Origin of the sequence: Parvibaculum sp. (assembly GCF_002684405.1) — a bacterium.
Lineage (GTDB): Bacteria > Pseudomonadota > Alphaproteobacteria > Parvibaculales > Parvibaculaceae > Parvibaculum.
Genome location: NZ_NYVD01000115.1, coordinates 1 through 24161 on the forward strand (window position 1 = coordinate 1; position 24161 = coordinate 24161).

Sequence of the window (24161 nt, forward strand, 5' to 3'; positions counted from 1 at the left end):
CGCACCCTCCTCGCCCAGATCCGCCAGCCGGTCCGCGCTTGCCTGCGCTTCCTTCTTGTCGAAGGTCAGCCCCGGCGGATTGCGGGCCGCGAGCTGTCCGGCCGTATAAAGCGCATCGCCCGTCATCACGAAACGGCGGCCCGACGGGAACGTCACCTGAAGGCTCTGATGGCCGGGCGTATGGCCCACCGTCGAGATCAGCACCAGCGCGCCGTCGCCGAACACATCGAAACTGTCGTCATATTCGATCAGCTCCAGCGACTGGCCGTCGCCGAAAAAGTCGTCGCGTACATAGCCATGCTTGCCGGTGTCCATCAGCCCCGTGGCGTGCTCGTATTCGCTGCGGCGCGCCAACACGGTCGCTTTCGGAAAGAAGCGGTTCATGCCGCAATGATCGTTGTGGAGATGGGAGTTGATGATGAAACGAATGCGCGAGGCCTCGATACCCGCCTGCTCCAGACGCGCAAGCAGCGTCTCGCTCTCTTCATAGTCCGGCACGGTGACCGTAGTCGCAAGCTTGCCCCAATAGCCGACCGGATCGTTGCAGACACAAGGGTGCATACTGGTATCCCAGACGACCAGGCCTTCGGGATGCTCGATCACGAAACACATGGAGGGCACGCGGCGCAGTTCGCCCCGGATACCGCCCCCTTCGAGCAGGCCGGTATCGACACCGATATGACCGCAGCAGGCGGAAAGGAGCTTCATCAGACCGCCTCCAGCAAAGCGAAATCCACGCCGCCTATCCGCACCGTGTGCCCGCTCACCGGCAAGCCGAGCTGACGGGCCTTCTCCAGCGCCTTGCCGCGGTCGCGCATGGCAATGTCGATGCCGACGACCCCGGTGCCATCCTCATCCACCGGATCGACGAAACGGATGACGCCGCGCGCCAAGCGCACTTCCGGGCCGTCATCAGCCATGGCCACTTCGCCCTGAAGAAGCTCACCCCATCTCTCGGCGAGTTTGCCCGGTGCGCGAGACTGGATGGAGACGGCGCGAATGCCGGTCGCATTGTCGCTTCGCGCATTCCTCCACTCCCTGCCGGCCGGCGGCCAATCGCTGTCGGGATCGAACCAGTCTTCCACACCGGTGACGGAGTCGACCGAGGTCAATACGCCTCCAAAATCGCCGGGATGGAAATGGGTAAAGACATAGGTTCCGTCATGCTCGGCGATCTTGCGTACCCCGAGCCCCAGAATGCGGTCTCGATGCGCATGGGCATCTTCGGATTGCAGAATGACCATGTACCCAGCATCGCCGCCCCGCCTGTGGAGGTAGCGCCGCGCCGAGGCGTCGTCCTGGACCGGCTGCACCACCTCCAGAAACTCGCCGCCCACCGGCATGACGGCATTGACGAGACCGAATATGCCGACGCCCGGATCGTTATAGGCGACCGTCAGACCCAGCACGTCGCAAAGCGGCTTCACCACCGGATCCAGATCATGCGCAACCAGCGCAATCTGCCTCAACCACATCTCGCCCTCCCTTTTTATTCCGTATACGTTTGTTCTTTTAGTTCGTGTACATCTTTTTTTTCTGCATCCCGTTCGGTCAGCAATGTTGACCAACAAAATTGTCGCATCCCACTAATTTCGTTGACGTTTTCGCCGCGACGGGCGTAGCATTTACTCATCAACCAACGGAGGAGGTTTCGAAGATGACCCCACCGGCGCAGGAAATCTCCTGCTGAATATGACCCTACCCTCACCGTCCCTCGACGCGCATCTAATGCGCCGCCGCGCCAGCCAATCATATAGGCCTTTGCGCGAGGAAATTGCTGGTGTCGGAGGTCCAGACCAGACGAGCGCCACTGAGCGTGCGACAACGACGATGAGCCTATATTCGGGTTTACATCCCCGAAGGAGTGCGGAAAGCACATCCAGATAGCAACCCCGCAAGGAACGCCCGACAGGATGACCGGGGCTTCCGATTGAGCGGGGTTGCGCCGTTGACGTTTCATCCTTCGCTACGCCCTTCCCCTCTCTCGCCTCTTCAACTTCATCCGGCCCCGTAGCTTCATGCAGCCCAGTCCGGCACCACGCCGTGCTGGATGCCGAACACGATGGGCGCCAGCCAATAGGTCATGGCAACGATGAGGACAAGAAAACCGATATTGAGCCAGACGCCCGCCCGCGCCATTTGCGGCAGGGTGAATTTGCCGCTGCCGAAGACGATGGCATTGGGCGGCGTGCCCACCGGCAGCATGAAGGAACAACTGGCCGCCAGCGCCGCCGGAACAGCCAGCAGCAGCGGGTTCTCGCCAAGGCTGATCGCCATGGCAGCGATGACCGGCAGGAATGTCGCCGCCGTCGCCGTATTGCTAGTCAGTTCGGTCAGCAGAAGAATGCAGACGCAGACCAGCGCAACCAGCGCCAGAAGCGGCATGGCGCTTGCCCCGTCGAAGAGACTTCCAATCCAGCTCGCAACGCCCTGCCCCTCGATCGCCGCGGCAAGGCTGAGCCCGCCGCCGAACAGCAGGAAGACATCCCATGGAAGGCGCTTTGCGGTCTGCCAGTTCATCAGGAATTCGCCCTCGCGCAGATTGACCGGGATCAGGAAGAGCGCGATGCCGCCTGCCATGGCGATGGTGGTGTCGTTGAGAAGCGGCAGCCAGTCCTGCAACAGGGGCCGGAATACCCAGGCGGATGCTGTTGCCGCGAACACGATGGCGACATGCTTTTCCGGACGGCTGATGCGCCCGAGATTTTCACGTTCCGCCGCGATCAGGCCGTCGACGCCCGACATCTCCACCCTATCCAGCCGGAAGAAAACCCGCGTCAGGAACAGAAAGGTCAGCGGCAGGCCGATCAGCACGATCGGAATACCGAGCAGCATCCATTGGGCAAAGCCGATCTGATAGCCATAGGTCTGGTTCAGAAAGGCGGCGAGCAATGCATTGGGCGGCGTGCCGATCAGCGTGCCCAGCCCGCCAATGGTCGCGCTATAGGCAACCGACAAGAGCAGTACCAGCGAGAAGTCCGCCGCGCCCGACTTGGCCTCCTTGCTCACCGCCTGGTCTTCCACCAGCGCGATGACCGACATGGCAATCGGCAGCATCATGAGAGAGGTCGCGGTATTGCTCACCCACATGGAAAGCATCGCGGCCGCGAGCATGAAACCGGCAACGATATGGCTCGCCTTGTGGCCCATAATGCCGATCAGCGCGAGGGCGATACGCCGGTGAAGGCCCCACCGCTCCATCGCCAGCGCGATCAGAAAGCCGCCGAAGAAGAGAAAGATCAGCGGATGCGCATAGGGGCTCGTCACCTGCTTGATCGACGCTACATCCAGCGCGGGCAACAGGACCATCGGCATGAGCGAGGTCACCGGGATAGGCACCGGCTCGCAGATCCACCATGTCGCCATCAGCGCGGCGACACCGGCGACCAGCCAGCCTTCCCCGCTCAGGCCCGCGGGCGCGGGCAGCACGAATGTCAGCAGGAGCAGAGCCGGGCCCAGTATGAGCCCCAGCTTCTGCCGCCCGCCATAGGCCGGTTCCGTTGCCGCCGAGGTCATATCAGCTCCGCTTCATCGCTTTGGCGGTTTTCGTCTCGTTCTTCTGATAGTTCCGGAAGGCGGAGAAGGCCCCCATCTTCAGGTCCGGGTCCTTGCCGTCGCCCATGCGGATGATCTGGAGACAGAACCAGCCCTGCTGCCCCCAGCCGTTCAACGCCTTGATGAGGTTGATCGGGCTGTTGGGACCGAGCGGGCCGGGCCCGATGCGAAGCGTCTTTTCATAGGTCGGAGTTTCCTCCGCCTGGCCGGAAAGGAGCTTACCGGGAATGGCCGGATCGACGCAGAGCGGCCTTGCAAGGCCGACCACATCCATCTCGCCGCTCGCCAGCGCCGCATTCATGCCGGCAACGCTGCGAAAGCCGCCCGTGACCATGAGCGGCATGGCGACCGTCTTACGGATATCGGCGGCATATTCGAGGAAATAGGCTTCGCGCGCCACGGTGCTCTCGCGCCGCGTTTCCGACTTTTCAGGATGGAGCGTCATGTCGTCGGCGCCGATCATGCGGGGCTGCTCATAGGTGCCGCCGGAAACTTCGAGCAGATCGACTGCTTCGTCGTTGAGCCAGCCCGCGACCTTCATCGATTCCTCATGGCTGAAACCGCCGCGCTGGAAGTCTGCGGAGTTGAGCTTCACCGACACGGGGAAGTCGCCGCCGACGGCCTTGCGCACGGCGCGTACCGTTTCGAGCAGCAGGCGGGCGCGGTTTTCCAGTTTCTCTCCGCCCCACTCGTCCGTGCGGGTGTTCACATCCGGCGAGAGGAACTCGGAAATGAGATAGCCATGCGCGCCGTGGATCTGCACACCGGTAAAGCCCGTGTCGCGGGCCACGGTCGCGGCGTGGGCGAAGCGGGAAATCACGTCGAGGATTTCATCGCCCGTCAGCGCCTTGGGTTTGCCGAACTGCGCGCCCGGCATGTCGAGCGGCTTGTCGGTCGGCCCGGCAGGCGTCGGGTTCACCAGAGCGGGCGTCTGGCGGCCCGCATGGCTGATCTGCATCCAGAGATGCGTGTCGTTGACGGTGCCCGCCTCCGCCATGGCGCGGAGCCTGTCCAGCGCGTCGTTCGATTGCGGGCCGTCGATGGCGATATTGCCGGGACGCTCCAGATAGCGGCGATCCACCTGGACGTTGCCGGTCAGCAGCATTCCGGCTCCGCCCTCCGCCCATCGGCGATAAAGGCGCACATGGCGCTCCGTCGCCCGGTTTTCCGGATCGGCGAGCCCTTCCGTCATGGCTCCCTTGGCGAGGCGGTTTTTCAACGTGGCGCCGCAGGGCAACGTCAGGGGCGTGGCGATGGTGGGCTTTTCCGTCATGAGTTCCTCCCGATTTCCTTGTTACGGGCATTTTGCACGGGTCACCGCGAAACGAAAGCGCGGGACGCGCATTGCCGCTATGCCCGCCCGCGCCGTACAATCGGGCTCGATTCGTTTCACCCCAGCATTTCGTAGAGTTCATGGCCGCCCGCAAGCCGTCCAAATCCGCCCCCGACGATACCGACGATCTTTTCTCGGCCTCCCCCGCCAAGAGCGAGAGCAAGCCGGCCAAGGCGCCCGCAAAGCGCAGCCGTGCCAAATCTGCCAAATCGTCCGATGGCGATGACGGCTATTCGGCCAAGGATATCGAGGTCCTTGAGGGGCTGGAGCCCGTCCGGCGGCGCCCCGGCATGTATATCGGCGGCACGGACGAGAAGGCGCTGCATCACCTCTTCGCCGAAGTCCTCGACAATTCCATGGACGAAGCGGTCGCCGGCCATGCGGACTGGATCGAGGTTTCGTTTCACGAAGACGGAAGCCTGACGGTCGCCGACAATGGCCGCGGCATCCCCGTAGACGCGCATCCGAAATACAAGAACAAGTCGGCACTGGAAGTGATCCTGACCACGCTGCATTCGGGCGGCAAGTTCGGCGGCAAGGCCTATGAAACCTCCGGCGGCCTGCATGGCGTGGGTATTTCGGTCGTGAATGCGCTGGCCGACCGTTTCGAGGTCGAAGTGGCGCGCGAGCAGACGCTCTGGACGCAGGCCTATGAGCGCGGCACGCCGCAGACGAAGCTCGAAAACAAGGGCAAGGTGCACAACCGCCGCGGCACAAGGATCACCTTTCATCCGGACCCGGATATTTTCGGCAAGGGTGCCGCCTTCTCGCCCAAGCGCCTCTATAAGATGGCGCGATCCAAGGCCTATCTTTTCGGCGGCGTCAAAATCCGCTGGAGCTGCGCGTCCGAGCTCATCAAGGACGACACGCCCGCGGAAGAGGAACTTCACTTTCCCGGCGGCATTCTCGACTATCTGAAGATCGCCATCGAGGGCGCGGACAATGTCACGCCCGAGCCCTTTTACGGCAAGCTTTCCAAGGCGGGCAGCCATGGGTCCGTCGAATGGGCAATCGCCTGGATCGGCAATCGCGACGGCTTCGTCAGCTCCTACTGCAACACGGTGCCCACGCCGGAAGGCGGGACGCATGAACAGGGCATGCGGCAGGCGCTCACCAAGGGGTTGCGCGCCTATGGCGATCTCGTGGGCAACAAGAAGGCGAGCCAGATCACGGCGGACGATATGCTCTCCAATGCCTGCGTCATGCTCTCCGTGTTTATCCGCGAACCGGAATTCCAGGGCCAGACCAAGGAAAAGCTCGCCACGGCCGAGGCAACCAAGCTGGTGGAACGCGCCATTGGCGACCATTTCGACCATTGGCTGACCGCCGCGCCCCAGCAGGCCAACAAGTTGCTGGAATGGGTGATCGACCGGGCCGAGGAACGGCTGCGCCGCAAACAGGAAAAGGATGTCGCACGCAAGACCGCGACGCGCCGGTTGCGGCTTCCCGGCAAGCTGGCCGATTGCAGCCAGTCAGCATCTCAGGGGTCTGAAATCTTCCTCGTCGAGGGCGACAGCGCCGGCGGTTCCGCCAAGCAGGCCCGCGACCGTGCGCGGCAGGCCGTACTGCCGCTTCGCGGCAAGATCCTCAACGTCGCCTCAGCCAGCGGCGCCAAGATGGCGCAGAGCCAGCAGATCCAGGATCTGATCCAGGCGCTCGGCGTGCGGACCGGCTCGCATTACCGCGACGAGGATCTGCGCTACGACAAGGTCATCATCATGACCGACGCCGATGTGGACGGGGCGCATATCGCCTCACTCCTCATCACATTCTTCTACAGCGAGATGCCGCAGCTTATCCGCAACGGGCACCTGTTTCTCGCGGCCCCTCCCCTCTACAAGCTGAGCCAGGGCGGCAAGACGGCCTATGCGCGCGACGACGCACATAAGGACGAGCTGATGGACAAGGAGTTCAGCGGCAGAGGCAAGGTCGAGGTGAGCCGCTTCAAGGGCCTTGGCGAAATGCTGCCCGCACAGCTCAAGGAAACCACCATGGCGCTCGGCAAGCGGACGCTGCTCAGGGTCGTGGTGCCGGAAGAAGATACCGCGGAGACCTCCTCCGCCATCAACCGTCTGATGGGGAACAAGCCCGAGATGCGCTTCCAGTTCATCCAGGAGCACGCGGCCTTCGCCACGGACCTCGATATCTGATCCTGACGTCATTACCGGCCAATTCTGAGGCAATGCCGCCACAGGTAGCTACCAAGTCCCTATGAAGGACAGGGTTACCGGCCCATTCGGTTGACAATTTCGCGGAAAACCGTATTTTCCGGCACAAATTCGCTGAATGCGCGGGGTTTCATCCGCGCGACAGGCTGCTCACTCGCCAGACCCTGGCCGCAGCATCGGGCCAACGAAACAGCGGCGTCGGAGGGAGACGAATTCCCCATCGACGACTTTCAGGCCCGGAAACACGCAAACAGGTTGATGTATGACATTTGACGAACTCGGTCTCACGCCGGAAGTGCTCAAGGCTGTTGTCGAAACCGGCTATACCGAGCCCACGCCGATCCAGGCCCAGGCCATTCCCCATGTTCTCGCCGGCAAAGACGTGCTCGGCATCGCCCAGACGGGGACGGGCAAAACGGCCTCCTTTACCCTGCCGATGATCGACAAGCTGTCGCGGGGACGGGCCAAGGCGCGGATGCCGCGCTCTCTCATTCTCGAGCCGACGCGCGAACTCGCCGCGCAGGTCGCGGAGAATTTCGAGAAATACGGCAAGTACCACAAGCTCTCCATGGCGCTGCTGATCGGCGGCGTTTCCTTCGGCGACCAGGAAAAGAAGCTCGATCGCGGCGTGGACGTGCTGATCGCGACGCCGGGCCGCCTGCTCGACCATTGCCAGCGCGGCAAGGTGTTGCTGACGGGCGTGCAGATCCTCGTCGTGGACGAAGCCGACCGCATGCTCGATATGGGCTTCATTCCGGACATTGAGGAAATCTGCCGCAAGATTCCCTTCACCCGGCAGACGCTTCTCTTCTCGGCCACCATGCCGCCGGAAATCCAGCGCCTGACGGAAAACTTCCAGCATGCGCCCGAGCGCATCGAAGTCGCCCGCGCTTCTTCCGCCAATGAGCGGATCAAACAGGCTCAGGTCAAGATTTCTCGCCGGGACCAGAAGCGCGACGCGCTGCGCCATCTCATCGATACCGAGAATGTGAAAAACGCGATCATCTTCTGCAATCGCAAGCGCGACGTGTCCGTGCTCCATCGCTCGCTCGACAAGCATGGCTATTCGGCCGGCGCCATTCACGGCGATCTCGACCAGAGCACCCGCACGAAGACGCTAGAAGGCTTTCGCAACGGCACGATCCGTCTGCTGGTGGCCAGCGACGTGGCGGCACGCGGGCTCGATATCCCCGATGTCAGCCATATCTTCAATTTCGATCCGCCAACCCATGCGGAAGACTATGTCCACCGTATCGGCCGCACCGGACGCGCCGGCAAGGAAGGCGCCGCCTTCACGCTGGTGACGCCTGAAGACCGGAAATATATCGAATCCATCGAAAAGATGCTCGAGACGACGATCCCGGTGCACGACCTCGACGCCGATAAAGAGCCTGCCAAAGCAGAGACGGCCGAGAGCGAGCCCGCCGAGAAGGAAACCGCCAAGGAAGAGGCTCCGGCCAGTGCGGCTTCGGGCGACGAAGACGAAGGCGAGACGAAGTCCCGCCGCCGCGGCAGCCGGGGCGGACGGAGCCGCAAGAAAAAGACCGACGATGCGCAGCCCGCCGCAGAGGCAAGCGCGCCGGAAGAAGCCGAGGCTGAAAAGCCCGAGCCCGTGGCGGAAGAAAAGCCGCGCCGTGCACGCGGCGGACGCAATCGCCGCCGGGACCGCGACGATGACGACGACAACAGGGTCATCGGCATGGGCGACCACGTGCCCGCCTTCATGCTGCGCGAAGTGAAACTGCCGCGACGCCGCAGCGCCGAGGAAGAAGACGCTTCGGCGGAGAAGGAAACGGAAGAGGCCTGAGGCCACCCGTTTCGTCCGCGCCGTCGGCCACAAGATATGAAAAAGGGCGATCCCGAGGGATCGCCCTTTTCGCTGTTCGGCTGCCCGACCCTATTTCTTGATCATGCCCATCAGGCGCTTGCGCGACTTCGAGGTGTAGGGCGGACGGAACATCTCCGCGACCATCTTCGCATTGGACTGCTTGTAGACGGCCTTGGCGTGGCTGAAGGTGCGGAACCCGTCAATGCCATGATAGGCGCCCATGCCGCTCGGACCGACGCCGCCGAACGGCAGGTCTTCCATCGAGACATGCATGATGACGTCATTGACCGTCACGCCGCCGGATGTCGTGCGATCCAGCACGGTGCGTTCTTCCTTCTCGTCCTCGCCGAAATAATAGAGGCCGAGCGGACGGGCGTGGCCGTTCACATAGTCCAGCACCTCAGTCACCGAGCGATAGGACTTCACGGGCAGCACCGGACCGAAGATTTCGTCCTGCATGACCTTCATGTCGTCGGTCGGGTTTACGACGATCGTCGGCGGGATCTTGTGGGTCGGCTGCTGGCTGAAATCTTCATTGGCCGGATTGATCTCGACGATCTTCGCGCCCTTCTGCTTCGCATCGTCGAGATAGCTATTGATGCGGTCATAGTGGCGCTGATTGACGATCGAAGTGTAGTCCGGGTTTTCCTTGATGGTCGGATACATCTTGGTGATCGACTTCTGGGCTTCGTCCACGAAGCTGTCGAGCTTGGCTTCCGGCACGAAAACATAGTCGGGCGCGAGGCAGATCTGGCCGGCATTGAGGGTCTTGCCCGTCATGACCTTGGCCGCCGCTTCGTCCATCTTCGCGGTGTCGGAAATGATGACCGGCGACTTGCCGCCCAACTCCAGCGTCAGCGGCACCAGGTTTTCGGCCGCGGCGCGCATGACGTGATAGGCGATCGAGGTCGCACCGGTGAAAAGCAGATGATCGAAGGGTTGCTTGGAGAAGGCCTGGCCGACCGCCGGGCCGCCTGTGATCACCGCCACTTCCGTCTCGTCGAAGGCGGAGCGGAACATGCGCGCCATCAGCTCGGATGTCGCCGGCGTGAACTCCGACGGCTTGATCATGGCGCGGTTACCGGCGGCGAAGACGCCTGCCAGCGGCGTGAAGGTGAGGTTCACCGGGAAGTTCCAGGGCGAGATGATGCCCACCGTACCCAGCGGCTGATATTCGACCCGGGCCTTGGCGCCGAGCAGGCCGAGCGGGAACTGAACTTTCCGCTTTTCCGGCTTCATCCACTGGCGCAGATGCTTCTTGGCATGCTTCAGCGGATTGACGGAGCCCATCACATCGGCCATGAGCGACTGGTCATGGCTGCGATGACCGAAATCGGAGGCCATGGCCTCCACGATTTCCTTCTGGTTGTCGACAACCAGCGCGATCGCCCGGTCGAGCCATTCGATGCGCTTTTCGGCACTGATCGGCCCTTCGGCGATATGCGCCGCCTTCTGCTTGTCGAGAATCGCACGGATCGACTGGGAAATGGCTTCTATATCGGCTTCCTGAGAATTCTGTTCCGCAACGCTCATTGGCGCCCTCCTGTCCCCGCCGCGTGGTCTCGCGGCACGTTTGAAATGCTTCCCGATTGTCCGGCGCTGCATGCCGGCTCGTTTACCGGGATAATACATAATTCACGGGCCATTGAGAGCCCCTCGCATTTTCCAGCGCCGAGATGGGCTTTAAGACCGCTCAACGAAAAAAACAGCGATTTTCCTCATGATTTACCTGGCTGTAACCGTATCGACCTAGGCTTCTTCTTAAGAGAAGCGACCGCAGGGTACGGTCAGCCGATGGGGCATTCGATGACATCCGAGAAAATCCTTTCAGCCAGCGAGTGCAGCGCGCGGGCTATTGAACTCATGGCAGAGCACGGCGTTGCGCCTGTGCCTGAAAACTATGCGCTCTGGTACCGCTATGCCTCGGGCCAGACCCCCGATCTCAATCAGGCGCTGGACGAGCGCGTATCGGACGGCCTGCCGATCGATCCCGCCGCCGTCGACGAACTTCGCGAGCGCTATCTGAACGACGCCAAGCTCACCGCCGTCACGCTGGATACCGGCGAGAAGCTGAATTCCGAACTGAACCAGATTATCGAGATCATCGAATCCTCCAGCGGCAATTCAACGGCTTTCGGCCATTCGGTGCGCGAGGCCAGTGCCGGGCTGTCCGCCAAGTCCACCCCGACGGATGTGCGCAACGCCGTCAAATCGATCCTCGAAGCCAGCCGGAACATGGAAGCCCGCAGCCAGGAGCTTGAAGAACGGCTGAAGGCGACCAGCTCGGAAGTAACCGAGCTTCAGCAGACGCTGGAAGCAGCCCGCAGCGAGGCCCGCACCGATGCCCTGACAGGCGTGGCCAACCGCAAGGCGTTCGACGAAACGCTGTCGCGCGAAATCTCTCAGGCCCGAGAAAGCGGCCAGCCGCTTTGCCTGCTGATCGGCGATATCGACCATTTCAAGAAGTTCAACGACACCTTCGGCCATCGCACGGGCGACCAGGTCTTGCGCCTTGTCGCAAGCTGCCTCAACAACGGGACGCGCCAGAGCGATATGGTGGCGCGCTATGGTGGCGAAGAGTTCGGCGTCGTCCTGCCCTCCACGACCACCGAGGAGGCCGAGCAGATCGCCAACAAGATCCGCGAGGCGGTCCAGTCGCGCGAACTCGTCAAGCGCTCGACGGGCGAGTCCCTCGGCCGGGTGACGATGTCGCTGGGCGTGGGCAGCTTCCGGCCTTCCGACGAATCCGCCAGCCTGATCGAACGCGCCGATGCCTGCCTTTATGAGGCAAAGCGAAACGGCCGCAATCAGGTCCGAAGCGAGTTGAGTGCCCCTGCGGGCGCGCCCGCCGGCACACCCGCCCGCGCGCCAGCCACCGCCCGGGCCATGGCCGGCTGATCCGGCCCTTCCGATTTTACGCAACGTCTCTCTGAGGCCGCTTCACCCCCGGCAAAGCGGCCTTTCGCCCGTGCGCGCAGGCGACTATCCTCCCCCGCAAACAAAGCCTTCAGGGAGGGAACGCCCCATGAAAACCGACGGGGAAACGATCAAGCTCGAAATCGCGGATGGCATCGCCCTCCTGACGCTGAACCGGCCCGATGTGCTGAACAGCATCAACATGAAGCTGATCGAGGAAGTGCGCGAAGCCGTCGCCAAGGTCGCGGCCACGCCGGATGCCCGTGTGCTTGTCCTCACAGGCGCTGGCCGGGCCTTCTGCGCAGGCGCCGACCTCGCCGCCCAGGGGCAGCGCGAGGAAGGCATGAGCATCGGCCAAGGCGTCGCCCATGGCATGACGGTGGGCTTCAACCCGATGGTGCGGGAACTGGCAGAGCTCGAAAAGCCGAAGATCGCCGCCGTAAACGGCACGACGGCAGGCGGCGGCGTTGGCCTTGCACTCTGCGCCGACATCGTGATCGCGGCAAAGTCGGCCTCCTTCATTCAGGTTTTCGGACCGAAGCTCGGTCTCATTCCGGATATGGGCTGCACATGGTTCATGCCGCGGCTGGTGGGCCTTGCGCGCGCCCGCGCGCTGGCGCTGACGGGCGACAAGCTGCCTGCCGAGACGGCGGCGGATTGGGGCCTCATCTGGAAATGCGTCGAGGACGATGCGCTGATGGATGAGGTCATGACGCTGGCGGGCAAGCTCGCCAAGGGACCGACCAATGCCTTCGGCGAGATCGTCAAGGCGCTCGACGTGTCCGAGCGCCATACGCTGGCCGAACAGCTCGACTATGAGCGCGACATTCAGGGACAGCTTGGCGACCACCCGAATTTTGCGGCGGGCGTGAGAGCATTCCTTACCAAGACGAAACCGGAATTCCAGCCATAAGAACCGAATTGCAATCAGGGAGTAGAGATATGGATTTCGAACGGGTCAAACTCGACATCGACGGCGGCGTCGCCAAGCTGACGCTGAACCATCCGGAAGTGATGAACGCGGTTTCGCCGGAGATGCTGGGCGGGCTGATGAACGCGATGGACGAGGTCGAGGACAAGTCCAACGGCGTGCGCTGCCTGCTGATGACCGGCGAGGGCCGAGGCTTCTGCACCGGCGCGAACCTTCAGGGCCGGGGCGACAATTCCGGCAAGGTGCCGGATGCGGGCGCGGCACTGGAATCCCTCTACCACCCCTTCCTGCGCCGCCTGCGCAACCTCAAGGCGCCCTTCGTCACCGCGGTGAACGGTCCGGCTGCCGGCGTCGGCATGAGCTTCGCGCTGATGGGCGATATGGTGCTGTGTGCGAAATCGTCCTACTTCCTGCAGGCCTTCCGCCGCATCGGCCTGGTACCGGATGGCGGCTCGACATGGATCCTGCCCCGTCTCGTCGGCAAGGCGCGCGCGATGGAGCTTTCGCTGCTGGGCGAAAAACTGCCCGCCGAGACCGCGCTGGAATGGGGCCTCGTGAACCGCGTCTATGACGATGAAAAGCTGATAGACGAAGCCATGGCGCTGGCAAAGGATCTCGCCAGCGGCCCGACCAAATCGCTCGCCGGCATCCGCCAGCTCTATTGGGAGAGCACGGACAACACCTATGAAGAGCAGCTCAATCTGGAGCGGCAGCTTCAGCGCGATATGGGCTATTCTTCGGATTTCCGGGAAGGCGTGAAGGCTTTCCTGCAGAAGCGTCCTGCCGAATTCAAAGGCGAGTAAACCTGCAAAGGCCGGTCAGAAGGTCGCGTAGACCTTCGGCCGGCCGTTTCCGAAGGCCAGCACATCGACGGGCCCTGCTTTCGGCCCCGGCATTCCGGGTGTGCCGACGGGCATGCCCGGCACGGAAATACCCGCGACGCCTTCGGGCCGCTCGCTCAGAAGGCGGCGAACGAACTTGGCGGGCACGTGACCTTCCACGACATAGCCATCGATCAGTGCGGTATGGCAGCTTGCCAGATCGGACGTAATGCCATGGCGGATTTTCCGCACGGCCAGATCGGTATCTTCAAACATGCGAATGTCGAACCCCGCCTCGCGCATATGGTCGGCCCATAGGTCGCAGCAGTTACAGCCCGGCGCCTTGTAGGCCGTTCCGCGAATGGCGGCAGCGCGCGCAGGAAGGCTTGCGAGCGGCGAAAGCGCCGCGAAGCCGATGGCCAGCATGCCGCCCAGAAGCACTCTCCGCCTGTCGATGTTCATCCCGCCCTGCTCCGCTTTTTCGTTTTCGGCTTCTTGCCGGACTTGGCCCGCATGGCCGCGCTTAGCGCATCCCGCGCCCAGACGACCATTTCATCTGGATCATCGTAGAGCCGTTCCGGCACTTCATAATAGGACATTGAAACGGCTTTGCGCGCCTGCCCGTCCTTAGGCGGCGGCTGGTACATGAAGGGCTCCTGCCCTTCTTCCTCGAAGGCGGCGCGGTTTTGCGCATCGGCCTTGAAGTAGAGCGTTTCGCCCACGATGAGGCCGAACATCAGATCGTCGAAATAAACGCCCGCGCCGCCGAACATCGCGCGGATCCGCACAGGGCCCAGGGCTTCGAGCTGTTCGCGCACAAAGGCCTTGTACTCCGCGCTGACGGCCATGTCAGTCGGCCTGGGCGGGAACGATGGTCACGCTCTCGCCGCAGCCGCACGCATCGGTCACATTGGGATTGTTGAAACGGAAACCGCTGGAAAACTTGTCGGTCTCGTAGTCCATCTCGGTGCCCAGCAGGAACAGGATCGCCTTGGGGTCGATCAGGATCTTTATGCCGTGATCCTCGACCACCTCGTCCATGGGGTTCGCCTCTTCGGCGTAGTCCATGGTGTATTCCATGCCCGCGCAGCCGCCATTCTTTACGCCGATGCGCACACCGACATATTTGCCTTCCGAGGCCGACATGATCGCCTTCATCCGCTCCGCGGCGCGATCGGTCAGTGAAATAGCCTTGGGCCTTTCGCGTTGCATTGCCGTTCTCCTTAACCCTTGAAATGGCGTTTCACGGGGTCTGCTTCAAGCCTCAATACATGTTGAGCGCGACGCGCGCCTCGTCCGACATGCGGCTCGGGTCCCAGGGGGGATCGAACACCATGTCGACATCGACATCGTTGACGCCCTCGACGGTGCGCACGGCGTCGGCCACCCATTCGGGCATCTGGCCGGCGACCGGGCAGCCCGGCGCGGTCAGCGTCATATCGACTTTGACGTCGCGGTCGTCGGAAACGTCTACCTTATAGATGAGACCCAGCTCATAAACATCGACCGGGATTTCCGGGTCATAGACGGTCTTGAGCGCAGCGATGATGTCATCGGTCAGCCGCTCAAGCTCTTCGGGCGGGATGACGGAAGGCTTCTCAGCCTCATCTCCCGGTGTCTCCGCTCCGTCCATCGCTTTCACATCTTCGGTCGTCATTCTGTCCTCATCCGAAGAATTTCCTGGAGTCGATCAGCGCGTCGACCAGCGCATCGACATCGTTCGTCGTATTATACATGGCGAAGGAAGCGCGCGATGTCGCCCCCACGCCGAAACGCTCCATCACCGGCTGGGCGCAATGGTGTCCGGCGCGCACGGCAACGCCCGCGCGGTCGATCACCGTCGCGATGTCATGCGCATGCGCATTGTCCATCACAAAGGAGACGATGCTGCCCTTCTGCTTCGAGGTCCCGATAATGCGCAGGCCCTCGACATCCGACAGACGCCGGGTCGCATAGTCCAGCAGCGCCATCTCATGCGCGAGAATGGCCTCGCGGTCCGCTTCCATCATGTAGGCGAGCGCGGCGCCAAGCCCGATGGCCTGCGCGATGGGCGGCGTCCCGGCCTCGAAGCGATGCGGCGGATCGGCATAGGTGATCTCGTCCATCGCCACTTCGCGGATCATTTCGCCGCCGCCGCGATAAGGACGCATGGCATCGAGATGTTCGCGCTTGGCATGAAGCAGGCCAATACCGCTCGGCCCGTAAAGCTTGTGTCCCGAGCAGACATAAAAATCGCAATCCAGTGCCTGCACATCGGTCGACAAATGCACTGCGCCCTGACAACCATCCACCAGCACCGGCACGTCATGGGAATGCGCGATATCGATCATTTCCTTCAGCGGCGTAATGGTGCCGAGCGCGTTGGACATCTGCGACATGGCGACGAATTTCGTGCGCGGGCCGAACGCGGCCTTGTAAGCGTCGAAATCGACATCGCCTTCATCGGTCAGCGGTATCCATTTCAGCACCGCGCCGAAGCGTTCGCGCAGAAAATGCCAGGGCACGATGTTGGAATGATGTTCGAGCTGGCTGAGGATGATCTCGTCGCCTTCCTCGATGCGCGGCTCAAGCCAGGACGACGCGACCATGTTGATCGCATCCGTCGCGCCCGCAGCGAAGATGATTTCCTCTTCCTGCGCGGCATTGAAGAATGTCCGGGCCGTCCTTCGCGCTTCCTCGTATTTCTCCGTCGCCGCATTGGAGAGATAGTGCATGCCGCGATGAACATTGGCGTATTCATGCGAATAGACCTCGTTCACCGCATCGATTACCACTTTCGGCTTTTGCGCCGAGGCCGCACTGTCCAGATAGACGAGCGGCTTGCCGTAGACCTCACGCGCGAGGATGGGGAAGTCGGCACGGACCTTCTCCAGATCGAGGGCCGGTTTCTTGTTCAATGCAGGCGCGTTCATAGGATGTCCTCCGCCGAAAGGTTGCCCGCTTCGAACCAGCCGGCCACCAGCGCCTTAAGTTCGGCGCGCGCTTCCTCATGGGGTGCATAATCCAGCGCCTCGTCGAGAAAGGCCGAGATCAGCAATTGCCGCGCGGTCATCTCATCGATCCCGCGCGAGCGCAGATAGAAGAGCGCGTCCTTGTCCAGCTCGCCAATGGTCGAGCCATGCGCGCATTGCACGTCGTCGGCATAAATTTCGAGTTCCGGCTTGGCGTTGATCGAGGCGTCGCGCGACAGCAGCAGCGCATTGGTCATCTGGCGCCCATCCGTCTGCTGCGCATCGGGCCGCACGACCACCTTGCCCTGGAAGATGCCCTGGGACTCGTCGTCCAGCACGCCCTTGAAATGGGTGTGGCTGTTGCACTCCGGTACGGCATGATCGACAACGCAGAACTGGTCGGCATGCTGTTTTCCCCGCAGCGCATAGGCGCCGTTCACGTGAGCTTCAGCCGCCCTGCCCTCGAACTCCACAAAGGTCTGGCCGCGCGAAACGCCACCGCCTGCGATCATCGTAAAGCTGTCGAGTTTCGCCTCGTCCGCCAGCGCGGCGCGCATGGTGGCGAGATGAACGGCGTCCTCCGCCTCGTCCTGCAACTTGATGTGATTGAGCGTCGCGCCGACACCCAGCGACACTTCCGTCACCAGATCGACAAAATAATGCGCCGCCCCTGCCGAGGCATGGGTCTCGAAGACGGTGGCTTGCGCCTGCTTTTCCAGCCGGACAAGGGTCCGCATGTGGGACGCACCGTCATCGGCGGCGAGGAAGATGAGATGCACCGGTTTGTCGAGCGTCACGCCTTCCTCGACATGCAGCGCCACACCATCCGCCATCAGCGCCATGTTGAGCGCCGAAACGGATTGGGCCTGCCAGTTGATCTCGAAACGGCGTTCGATAAGCGCCTTCGTCCAGGCCTCGCCGAGCACATCCGCGAAGGGCTTGAGCACGACACCTTCGGGAAGGTCTTCCATATCGGAGAGCGCCCGGTTGAGACGGCCGTTTACGAAAACGATCTTGTAACGATCGATCGCATGGAAAAGAGCTGCGCCGTTACGGGTATCCTCTTCCGACAGGAACACCGCACCCTGATGAACCGGTGCCGGGGTGAAAGCGGCTTTCTCCAGCACGTCGCGCAGGTCGGTATATTTCCAGTCTTCCAGACGGCGGTGCGGCAGGCCCGCATCGGCTAGTTCCCGGACCGCGGCTTCGCGCCGCGCAGCCAGCCAGCCATCCGCGCCGGGCAGCGATGCACGCTCCCGTTCGAAAGTGTCGATAAAACTCTGCGCTGTCGCGTCGGTCATTGTGTTACTCAAAAAAACGTCAATTCAGTCGGCCCCGGAAACGCCCTGATCAGGCAGCTTCGTCGGCGCCATATTCCGCGTAACCCGACTTTTCGAGTTCGAGCGCCAGGTCCTTGCCGCCGGTCTTCACGATGCGACCCCGGGACAGGACATGCACCTTGTCGGGTACGATGTAATCGAGCAGGCGCTGGTAATGCGTAATCACCAGCATGGAGCGCTCGGGCGACCGCAAGGCGTTCACGCCTTCCGACACCACTTTCAGCGCGTCGATGTCGAGGCCGGAGTCGGTTTCGTCCAGGATCGCGAGCCAGGGTTCCAGGATCGACATTTGAAGAATTTCGGCTCGCTTCTTTTCGCCGCCGGAAAACCCCACATTGAGCGGGCGCTTCAGCATCTCGTCGCTCACATTGAGAGGCTTTGCCTTTTCGCGCACCAGCTTCAGGAATTTCACGGCGTCCAGCTCTTCCTCGCCGCGCGCCTTGCGCTGCGCGTTCAGCGCCGTCTTGAGGAAGGTCATGGTGGTGACGCCGGGGATTTCGATCGGGTACTGGAAGGCAAGGAAGATGCCCGCCGCGGCGCGCTCGTCCACGCTCATCGCCAGCGCGTCCTGCCCCTTATAGGTGATGGAGCCCTGCGTAACCTCATAGCCTTCGCGGCCCGACAGCACATAAGAGAGCGTCGATTTGCCGGAGCCGTTCGGCCCCATGATGGCATGCACTTCGCCTGCGCCGATCTGCAGGTCGATCCCCTTCAGGATCTCCTTGCCACCGACTTCCACATGCAGGTTCTTGATCTCAAGCATTACTCTGTTCCTCTCGCGTCAACCGACGCTGCCTTCAAGACTGATACCGACAAGCTTCTGCGCCTCGACGGCAAATTCCATGGGGAGCTGCTGCAACACGTCGCGGCAGAACCCGTTGACGATGAGCGCCACCGCTTCTTCCTCCGGCACGCCGCGCTGCATGCAATAGAAGAGCTGCTCGTCGCTGATCTTCGAGGTCGTCGCCTCATGCTCCAGAATGGCGGTCGGGTTCTTCGCCTCGATATAGGGCACGGTGTGCGCGGAGCATTTGTCGCCGATCAGCAGGCTGTCGCATTGCGTGAAGTTGCGGACGTTCTCCGCCTTCTTGTGCACAGAGACGAGACCGCGATAGGTGTTGGACGACCCGCCGGCGGAAATGCCCTTGGAGACGATCCGGCTCGACGTGTTCTTGCCGAGATGGATCATCTTGGTGCCGCTATCCACCTGCTGCTTCGTGTTGGAAATGGCGATGGAATAGAACTCGCCGCGCGAATTGTCGCCGCGCAGGATGCAGCTGGGATATTTCCAGGTGATGGCGGAGCCCGTCTCCACCTGCGTCCAGGAAATCTTCGAGTTCTTGCCCCGGCAGTCGCCGCGCTTCGTCACGAAGTTGTAGATGCCGCCCTTGCCGTTCTCGTCGCCGGGATACCAGTTCTGGACGGTGGAGTATTTGATCTCCGCATCGTCCATCGTCACCAGTTCCACGACGGCGGCATGAAGCTGGTTCTCGTCGCGCTGCGGCGCGGTGCAGCCTTCGAGATAGCTTACATAAGAGCCTTCTTCCGCAATGATGAGCGTGCGTTCGAACTGGCCCGTCTGCTTCTCGTTGATACGGAAATAGGTCGACAGCTCCATCGGGCAGCGCACGCCCTTGGGGATGTAGACGAAAGACCCATCGGAGAAGACGGCGGAGTTGAGCGTCGCAAAGAAATTGTCCGTCACCGGAACGACGCTGCCGAGGTATTTCTTCACCAGATCCGGATAGTCGCGGATGGCCTCCGAAATCGGGCAGAAGATGACGCCCGCCTCTTTCAGCTTTTCCTTGAAGGTGGTGACGACCGACACGCTGTCGAAAACGGCATCCACCGCGACGCCCGCCAGCATCTTCTGTTCCTCAAGCGGAATGCCGAGCTTCTCATAGGTTTCGAGAAGCTTGGGGTCCACCTCGTCGAGGCTTTCGGGCCCGGCGGTCTGCTTGGGCGCGGAATAATAGTAAGCGTTCTGATAGTCCATCGTCGGATAGAACACCTTGGCCCATGTCGGCTCTTCCATGTTCTTCCAGCGGCGGAACGCTTCCAGACGCCATTCCAGCATCCATTCCGGTTCGTTCTTTTTCGCGGAGATGTAGCGAACGGTATCCTCCGTCAGGCCGATCGGCGCCTTTTCGGATTCGATCTCGGTCGAGAAGCCGTATTTGTACTTCTCCACTTCGCCAACGGTTTCGACTGTCTCCTTGACGGCCGCCATTTCAACTCTCCACTTCCGCGAGCGCCACGTTGCGCCCGCTCGTCTCACTGCCGTCCGTCCCGTGCCGCTTCTTCGCCTTCATATAGGCGCGCGACCAGCTTTCGACGAACCGGTTCACATCATCCTCGGTGCTGTTCCAGCCCAGGCTGACCCGGACCGCACCCTTTGAAATTTCGTCCTCGATGCCCATGGCATCGAGGACATGCGGGCGCCCCACCTTGCCGGAAGAGCAGGCCGCGCCGGCACTGACGGCGATCCCGTCGAGGTCCAGCATCATCACCAGCCGCTCGGCATCAAGGCCGGGGGCCGAAACATAGCTCGTATTGGGCAGCCGCGCCGCCCGGGCGCCGAAAAACACCGCATCGGGCGCGATGTCGGCAATCCGCTCCTCCAGCATGTCGCGGAGAAGCGAGAGGCCCGAAAATCCATCCAGCGCCGCATCCGCCGCCGCCGCCGCCGCCCCGAAGCCTGCAATGCCCGGGACGTTCTCGCTGCCGGCCCGGCGGCGCATTTCCTGTCCGCCGCCAAGCTGAAGCGCCTCCAATGGCAGGCCCTTGCGGAACACAAGAGCGCCGGTGCCCAGAGGACCGCCCAGCTTGTGCCCGGCCAAAAGCATCATGTCCACGCCGGCTTCCGCGAAATCGACGGGCAGCTTGCCCGCCGCCTGCACGGCATCGGTGAGAAGCAATCCGCCCGCCGCATGCGTCAGGTCGGCCGCGTCCTTTACCGGCTGGATCGTGCCGGTTTCGTTGTTCGCCCACATCAGCGCCACCAGCGGCTTGCCGGGCTCGGCCAGAAGCGTCTTCAGGGCTGCGAGGTCGGCCACGCCTTCGCCGTCCACGGGAAGCCATGAGAGCGGCAGGCCGACTGCCTCCGCCGGGGCCCGCACCGCGCTGTGCTCCACCGAACAGACGATCAGCCGCTCGATACCCGCGCCGGCCTTTGCCGCATGAAGGGCAAGATGGGCGGCCTCGGTGCCACCGCTCGTGAAGACGAGATCGGCGTCGTTCGCCCTCACCAGCGCCTTGACCTGGGCCCGCGCCTTCTCGACCAGCTTGCGCGCCGCGCGCCCCTCCGCATGCACGGAAGAGGGATTGCCAAGTCCCATGCCCGGCGCGGCCAGCGCACGCATGACCGCTGCCGCGGCTTCGGCCCGCAGCACGGTCGTGGCGTTATGGTCCAGATAGGCGCGTTTCACCGTCATCGCCTTGTTTGTCACCTTGCGACGTTCATTCCGGACCCCGATCAGCGCTGACGAAAGCCAGAGGCTGGAGCGGCCCGGAGGTCAGGGATTTTCAGCTCGCGGCGGCTACCGGCCGGTCGGAAAGCTCTTCGGTTACGGGCCGCGTCACCATGGCGCCGCCAGCGAGACGGCCGTCAATCACATCGCCCAGCGAAACCGAATTCAGATAGACGTGAATCTGCTGGCTCAGGCCTTCCCACAGATCATGCGTGATGCAGCGGCCGGAAGAAGCAAGGCAGCCCTTGGGGGACCCAAGTTCGCAGCGCGTCGCCTTGATCGGCTCATCCACAGCCATGATGACGTCGGAAATGCGGATGACGTCGGCGCCCCGGGCAAGCAGATAGCCGCCGCCGGGACCGCGCACGCTCTTGACGAGACTACCGCGGCGCAACTTGGCGAAAAGCTGCTCCAGATAGGACAGCGAAATTTCCTGACGTTCGGCAATTTCCGCAAGAGCGACCGGATTGCCGGCGGAGTGGCGCGCCAGATCGGCCATGGCCATAACCGCGTAGCGGCCTTTCGTTGTCAGCTTCACGACATACTCCTTTTACATCGGCACCGGGTGGAGAGCGCGAAAAGCTTGCAAACCAGTCCGATGCCTGTGTTAAGAACATGCGCCCTGAGACATGGCGATGCCCTATCCTGCTTCCGCAGTGCAGCACAAAGGCCGTCAGACCTCTCGGAAGCTGTTTCCATGGGACGGGAGTTCCCGACCTCTTAAGTCAACTATCTAGCACCTCGTACCGATTTTTCCAGAGGAAACAGGCGTAAAAGCCGAAAATAATTCCCAGACACAGAATCGGGAATTGCCCTCTCCCAGCATTAATGCCGAGAAAGCACACATGCCTGAAGTGATTTTCAACGGTCCTGCCGGCCGTATCGAAGGCCGTTACCATCACAACAAGACGCCGAATGCGCCCGTCGCGCTGGTCCTGCACCCGCATCCGCAGTTCGGCGGCACGATGAACAATTCGGTGACGCTGGCGCTTTTCCAGACCTTCCTGGAGCGCGGCTTCTCGGTCATGCGCTTCAATTTCCGGGGTGTGGGCCGCTCCCAGGGCACATTCGACTCAGGTATCGGCGAGCTTTCGGACGCCGCCTCGGCGCTGGACTGGCTGCAGGCGCAAAACCCGGATGCCGGACAGTGCTGGATCGGCGGCTTCTCCTTCGGTGCATGGATCGCCATGCAGGTGCTGATGCGCCGTCCGGAGATCGAAGGGTTCATCTCCGTGGCCCCGCAGGCCAACATGTACGACTTCTCGTTCCTGGCGCCCTGCCCCTCCTCCGGCCTGATCCTCAATGGCGGCGCCGATCAGGTCGCGCCGCAGGCCGATGTGCAAAAGCTCGTCGAGCGTCTCAAGACGCAGAAGGGCATTACCATCGAGCACCTGACGATCGAAAGCGCCAACCATTTCTTCGAGAAACAGCTGAACGAACTCGTGGATACGGTCGGCGGTTATCTCGACAAGCGGCTCGCCCAGGCGCCCGAAAAGGGCTGATCCTTCTTCAAAGCATCTTTTTACCGGCTCAGGCCAGAGCCCTGCCGGCGCGGTGCAGTTTTCCGCCCGTCATGGGCTCGGGCACGCCGGTCGTGCCGGGCTCGCTCAGAGGCAGGCCGCGCAGCGACCTGACCGCCAGATAGGCGAAGGCCTCAGCCTCTATATCGTCGCCCTCCCAGTCCACATCCTCCGCCCGGACGACGCGCGAGGGGATCCGCGCGCGCAGCTCTTCCATCAGAACGGGGTTGTGGCGTCCGCCGCCGCAAATGATGAAATTGCGCGGCAGCTCCGGCATATGCAGGAGCGAGCGCGAGATCGCCGCCGCCGTGAAGGCCGTCAACGTCGCCGCCCCGTCGGCGGGCGAGAGATAGGCGACCGCCTCGTCGGTAAAGTCGAACCGGTCCAGCGATTTGGGCGGACGGCGCAGGAAGAAGGGATGGTCCATCATCTGCGCCAGCACCTGCTCGTCGACATCGCCGAGACGCGCCAGCTCGCCATTGGCATCCATCGGCTCGTTCAGATGGCGCTGCGCCCAGTCGTCGATCAGCGCATTGCCGGGGCCGGTATCGAAGGCGATCAGCGTCCCGTCCTCGCCGATGAAGGTCACATTGCCGACGCCGCCGATATTGACGACGGCGACCGTGCCCGGAAGCCCCATATTGCGCACCAGCGCCCGGTGATAGAGCGGCACGAAGGGCGCGCCCTGCCCGCCGGCAGCCACATCCGCGTTCCGAAAGTCGTTGATGACGTCGATCCCGGTAAGGCTCGCCAGAACCTCGCCCAGGCCGATCTGCACGGTCCGGCGCCTTTCGGGCTGGTGCAGCACCGTCTGGCCGTGAAAGCCGATCAGATCCACCTCATGCGAGGCAAGACCGGCCTTTTCGAGCAGGGCCTTCACCGCCTTGGCGTGGACGAATGTCAGATGGCGTTCGGCCTCCGCGATCACCTCCGGCATAGGCTTATCCGGCTCCCAGCTCATCGCCTCTTCCAGCGCCATTCGCAGCAAAAGCCGCTCTTCGCGTGTATAGGGAGTGGAAATGGCGGCGCCGCGCTTCAGCAGGCCCTCGCCATCCGTTTCCAGCAGGGCGGCGTCCACGCCGTCCAGGGAAGTACCACTCATCAGGCCTATGGCACGGATTGCACGGGGCATCTTCTTCTCACGTCCGTTTTGCGTCTCGTGAAACCATGCTACATGACCACGGCTCCCGCAGCACCCTATCCGACACGAGAACCGATCGAGCCCGACAATGACAGCCTACAAGTCCGATTTCCTGCGCATCCTCTCGGAGCGCGGTTTCATCCATCAGCTTTCCGACGAGGCCGCCCTCGACGAGGCGGCCATGGAG

General features: G+C 62.5%; 22 protein-coding genes. 6 read left to right on the forward strand and 16 right to left on the reverse strand.

The features are described from left to right. The 4 genes from CMI59_RS10665 to CMI59_RS10680 all read right to left on the reverse strand — a co-directional run. Window positions 1-708: N-acyl homoserine lactonase family protein (locus CMI59_RS10665; protein WP_293328241.1), on the reverse strand; the 708-nt coding region annotated here is incomplete at its 3' end. Then, entirely contained in the window at window positions 708-1475 is a 768-nt protein-coding gene (locus tag CMI59_RS10670) for a VOC family protein (RefSeq protein ID WP_293328242.1), read from the reverse strand. The genes CMI59_RS10670 and CMI59_RS10665, both read right to left, overlap by 1 nt. 541 nt (window positions 1476-2016) lie before the next feature. Then, window positions 2017-3516, reverse strand: a complete 1500-nt coding sequence (locus tag CMI59_RS10675; protein WP_293328243.1) for a DASS family sodium-coupled anion symporter — start codon at window positions 3514-3516, stop codon at window positions 2017-2019. A gap of 1 nt (window position 3517) precedes the next feature. Next, on the reverse strand, window positions 3518-4828 hold the full coding sequence (locus CMI59_RS10680; RefSeq protein WP_293328244.1) for an NADH:flavin oxidoreductase/NADH oxidase family protein: 1311 nt from the start codon (window positions 4826-4828) through the stop codon (window positions 3518-3520). Window positions 4829-4968: 140 nt separating this feature from the next. Between CMI59_RS10680 and parE the strand changes: the two genes are divergently transcribed. Next, window positions 4969-7038, forward strand: a complete 2070-nt coding sequence (parE, locus tag CMI59_RS10685; protein ID WP_293328245.1) for a DNA topoisomerase IV subunit B — start codon at window positions 4969-4971, stop codon at window positions 7036-7038. Between the two features lie 280 nt (window positions 7039-7318). Beyond that, window positions 7319-8863 (forward strand): DEAD/DEAH box helicase, encoded by a 1545-nt coding sequence (locus CMI59_RS10690; protein WP_293328246.1) that lies wholly within the window; start codon window positions 7319-7321, stop codon window positions 8861-8863. Between the two features lie 90 nt (window positions 8864-8953). Here the strand turns inward: CMI59_RS10690 and CMI59_RS10695 are convergent, their stop codons facing one another. Continuing rightward, window positions 8954-10417 (reverse strand): coniferyl aldehyde dehydrogenase, encoded by a 1464-nt coding sequence (locus CMI59_RS10695; RefSeq protein WP_293328247.1) that lies wholly within the window; start codon window positions 10415-10417, stop codon window positions 8954-8956. Window positions 10418-10747: 330 nt separating this feature from the next. On the opposite strand from CMI59_RS10695, the gene CMI59_RS10700 reads away from it, so the two are divergent. The 3 genes from CMI59_RS10700 (at window position 10748) to CMI59_RS10710 (ending at window position 13534) form a co-directional block, all read left to right on the forward strand. Next, window positions 10748-11782, forward strand: coding sequence for a diguanylate cyclase (locus CMI59_RS10700; RefSeq protein WP_293328248.1), 1035 nt, complete (start codon window positions 10748-10750; stop codon window positions 11780-11782). Window positions 11783-11909: 127 nt separating this feature from the next. Continuing rightward, window positions 11910-12713 (forward strand): enoyl-CoA hydratase-related protein, encoded by an 804-nt coding sequence (locus tag CMI59_RS10705; RefSeq protein ID WP_293328249.1) that lies wholly within the window; start codon window positions 11910-11912, stop codon window positions 12711-12713. 29 nt (window positions 12714-12742) lie between these two features. Then, the gene (locus CMI59_RS10710) at window positions 12743-13534 is read left to right on the forward strand and encodes an enoyl-CoA hydratase/isomerase (RefSeq protein ID WP_293328250.1); all 792 of its coding nucleotides are present in this window, start codon (window positions 12743-12745) and stop codon (window positions 13532-13534) included. A 15-nt stretch (window positions 13535-13549) separates the two neighbouring features. On the opposite strand, the gene CMI59_RS10715 is transcribed toward CMI59_RS10710, so the two are convergent. The 10 genes from CMI59_RS10715 to CMI59_RS10760 all read right to left on the reverse strand — a co-directional run bounded on the left by CMI59_RS10715 (window position 13550) and on the right by CMI59_RS10760 (window position 21851). After that, complete coding sequence (locus CMI59_RS10715; RefSeq protein WP_293328251.1) at window positions 13550-14014, reverse strand: DUF411 domain-containing protein; 465 nt, start codon at window positions 14012-14014, stop codon at window positions 13550-13552. Beyond that, window positions 14011-14400 carry a TfoX/Sxy family protein gene (locus tag CMI59_RS10720; protein ID WP_293328252.1) on the reverse strand — a complete coding sequence of 130 codons (390 nt, stop codon included), beginning with the start codon at window positions 14398-14400 and terminating at the stop codon, window positions 14011-14013. The genes CMI59_RS10715 and CMI59_RS10720 overlap by 4 nt, the downstream gene beginning before the upstream one ends. Before the next feature lies 1 nt (window position 14401). Beyond that, complete coding sequence (locus tag CMI59_RS10725; protein WP_293328253.1) at window positions 14402-14764, reverse strand: iron-sulfur cluster assembly accessory protein; 363 nt, start codon at window positions 14762-14764, stop codon at window positions 14402-14404. Between the two features lie 52 nt (window positions 14765-14816). Then, window positions 14817-15185 (reverse strand): SUF system Fe-S cluster assembly protein, encoded by a 369-nt coding sequence (locus CMI59_RS10730; protein WP_293328261.1) that lies wholly within the window; start codon window positions 15183-15185, stop codon window positions 14817-14819. Between the two features lie 31 nt (window positions 15186-15216). Beyond that, window positions 15217-16464 (reverse strand): cysteine desulfurase, encoded by a 1248-nt coding sequence (locus CMI59_RS10735; protein WP_293328254.1) that lies wholly within the window; start codon window positions 16462-16464, stop codon window positions 15217-15219. Then, on the reverse strand, window positions 16461-17804 hold the full coding sequence (gene sufD / locus CMI59_RS10740) for a Fe-S cluster assembly protein SufD (RefSeq protein ID WP_293328255.1): 1344 nt from the start codon (window positions 17802-17804) through the stop codon (window positions 16461-16463). Before sufD ends, CMI59_RS10735 begins: the two co-directional genes overlap by 4 nt. Before the next feature lie 49 nt (window positions 17805-17853). Then, the gene (gene sufC, locus CMI59_RS10745) at window positions 17854-18606 is read right to left on the reverse strand and encodes a Fe-S cluster assembly ATPase SufC (RefSeq protein ID WP_293328256.1); all 753 of its coding nucleotides are present in this window, start codon (window positions 18604-18606) and stop codon (window positions 17854-17856) included. An 18-nt stretch (window positions 18607-18624) separates the two neighbouring features. Further along, window positions 18625-20073 carry a Fe-S cluster assembly protein SufB gene (sufB, locus tag CMI59_RS10750; protein ID WP_293328257.1) on the reverse strand — a complete coding sequence of 483 codons (1449 nt, stop codon included), beginning with the start codon at window positions 20071-20073 and terminating at the stop codon, window positions 18625-18627. 1 nt (window position 20074) lies between these two features. Beyond that, entirely contained in the window at window positions 20075-21292 is a 1218-nt protein-coding gene (locus tag CMI59_RS10755) for a cysteine desulfurase family protein (protein ID WP_339613950.1), read from the reverse strand. A 76-nt stretch (window positions 21293-21368) separates the two neighbouring features. Next, window positions 21369-21851 (reverse strand): Rrf2 family transcriptional regulator, encoded by a 483-nt coding sequence (locus CMI59_RS10760; protein ID WP_293328258.1) that lies wholly within the window; start codon window positions 21849-21851, stop codon window positions 21369-21371. 307 nt (window positions 21852-22158) lie between these two features. Here CMI59_RS10760 and CMI59_RS10765 point away from each other — a divergent pair, with 307 nt between their 5' ends. Continuing rightward, a complete protein-coding gene (locus CMI59_RS10765; RefSeq protein ID WP_293328259.1) occupies window positions 22159-22815 on the forward strand; it encodes an alpha/beta hydrolase in 657 nt (218 codons plus the stop codon). 28 nt (window positions 22816-22843) lie between these two features. On the opposite strand, the gene CMI59_RS10770 is transcribed toward CMI59_RS10765, so the two are convergent. Then, a complete protein-coding gene (locus CMI59_RS10770) occupies window positions 22844-23965 on the reverse strand; it encodes an anhydro-N-acetylmuramic acid kinase (RefSeq protein ID WP_293328260.1) in 1122 nt (373 codons plus the stop codon). Between the last annotated feature and the right edge of the window lie 196 nt (window positions 23966-24161).

What these genes read in the sequence shown, in the direction of transcription:
- sufD (WP_293328255.1), bottom strand. Translation starts at nt 17,804, where the DNA reads ATGACCGACGCGACAGCGCAGAGTTTTATCGACACTTTCGAACGGGAG.
- CMI59_RS10705 (WP_293328249.1), top strand. Translation starts at nt 11,910, where the DNA reads ATGAAAACCGACGGGGAAACGATCAAGCTCGAAATCGCGGATGGCATC.
- CMI59_RS10735 (WP_293328254.1), bottom strand. Translation starts at nt 16,464, where the DNA reads ATGAACGCGCCTGCATTGAACAAGAAACCGGCCCTCGATCTGGAGAAG.
- sufC (WP_293328256.1), bottom strand. Translation starts at nt 18,606, where the DNA reads ATGCTTGAGATCAAGAACCTGCATGTGGAAGTCGGTGGCAAGGAGATC.
- CMI59_RS10720 (WP_293328252.1), bottom strand. Translation starts at nt 14,400, where the DNA reads ATGGCCGTCAGCGCGGAGTACAAGGCCTTTGTGCGCGAACAGCTCGAA.
- CMI59_RS10675 (WP_293328243.1), bottom strand. Translation starts at nt 3,516, where the DNA reads ATGACCTCGGCGGCAACGGAACCGGCCTATGGCGGGCGGCAGAAGCTG.
- CMI59_RS10710 (WP_293328250.1), top strand. Translation starts at nt 12,743, where the DNA reads ATGGATTTCGAACGGGTCAAACTCGACATCGACGGCGGCGTCGCCAAG.
- CMI59_RS10680 (WP_293328244.1), bottom strand. Translation starts at nt 4,828, where the DNA reads ATGACGGAAAAGCCCACCATCGCCACGCCCCTGACGTTGCCCTGCGGC.
- parE (WP_293328245.1), top strand. Translation starts at nt 4,969, where the DNA reads ATGGCCGCCCGCAAGCCGTCCAAATCCGCCCCCGACGATACCGACGAT.
- CMI59_RS10695 (WP_293328247.1), bottom strand. Translation starts at nt 10,417, where the DNA reads ATGAGCGTTGCGGAACAGAATTCTCAGGAAGCCGATATAGAAGCCATT.
- CMI59_RS10715 (WP_293328251.1), bottom strand. Translation starts at nt 14,014, where the DNA reads ATGAACATCGACAGGCGGAGAGTGCTTCTGGGCGGCATGCTGGCCATC.
- CMI59_RS10700 (WP_293328248.1), top strand. Translation starts at nt 10,748, where the DNA reads ATGGCAGAGCACGGCGTTGCGCCTGTGCCTGAAAACTATGCGCTCTGG.
- CMI59_RS10765 (WP_293328259.1), top strand. Translation starts at nt 22,159, where the DNA reads ATGCCTGAAGTGATTTTCAACGGTCCTGCCGGCCGTATCGAAGGCCGT.
- CMI59_RS10725 (WP_293328253.1), bottom strand. Translation starts at nt 14,764, where the DNA reads ATGCAACGCGAAAGGCCCAAGGCTATTTCACTGACCGATCGCGCCGCG.
- CMI59_RS10690 (WP_293328246.1), top strand. Translation starts at nt 7,319, where the DNA reads ATGACATTTGACGAACTCGGTCTCACGCCGGAAGTGCTCAAGGCTGTT.
- sufB (WP_293328257.1), bottom strand. Translation starts at nt 20,073, where the DNA reads ATGGCGGCCGTCAAGGAGACAGTCGAAACCGTTGGCGAAGTGGAGAAG.
- CMI59_RS10670 (WP_293328242.1), bottom strand. Translation starts at nt 1,475, where the DNA reads ATGTGGTTGAGGCAGATTGCGCTGGTTGCGCATGATCTGGATCCGGTG.
- CMI59_RS10770 (WP_293328260.1), bottom strand. Translation starts at nt 23,965, where the DNA reads ATGCCCCGTGCAATCCGTGCCATAGGCCTGATGAGTGGTACTTCCCTG.
- CMI59_RS10730 (WP_293328261.1), bottom strand. Translation starts at nt 15,185, where the DNA reads ATGGACGGAGCGGAGACACCGGGAGATGAGGCTGAGAAGCCTTCCGTC.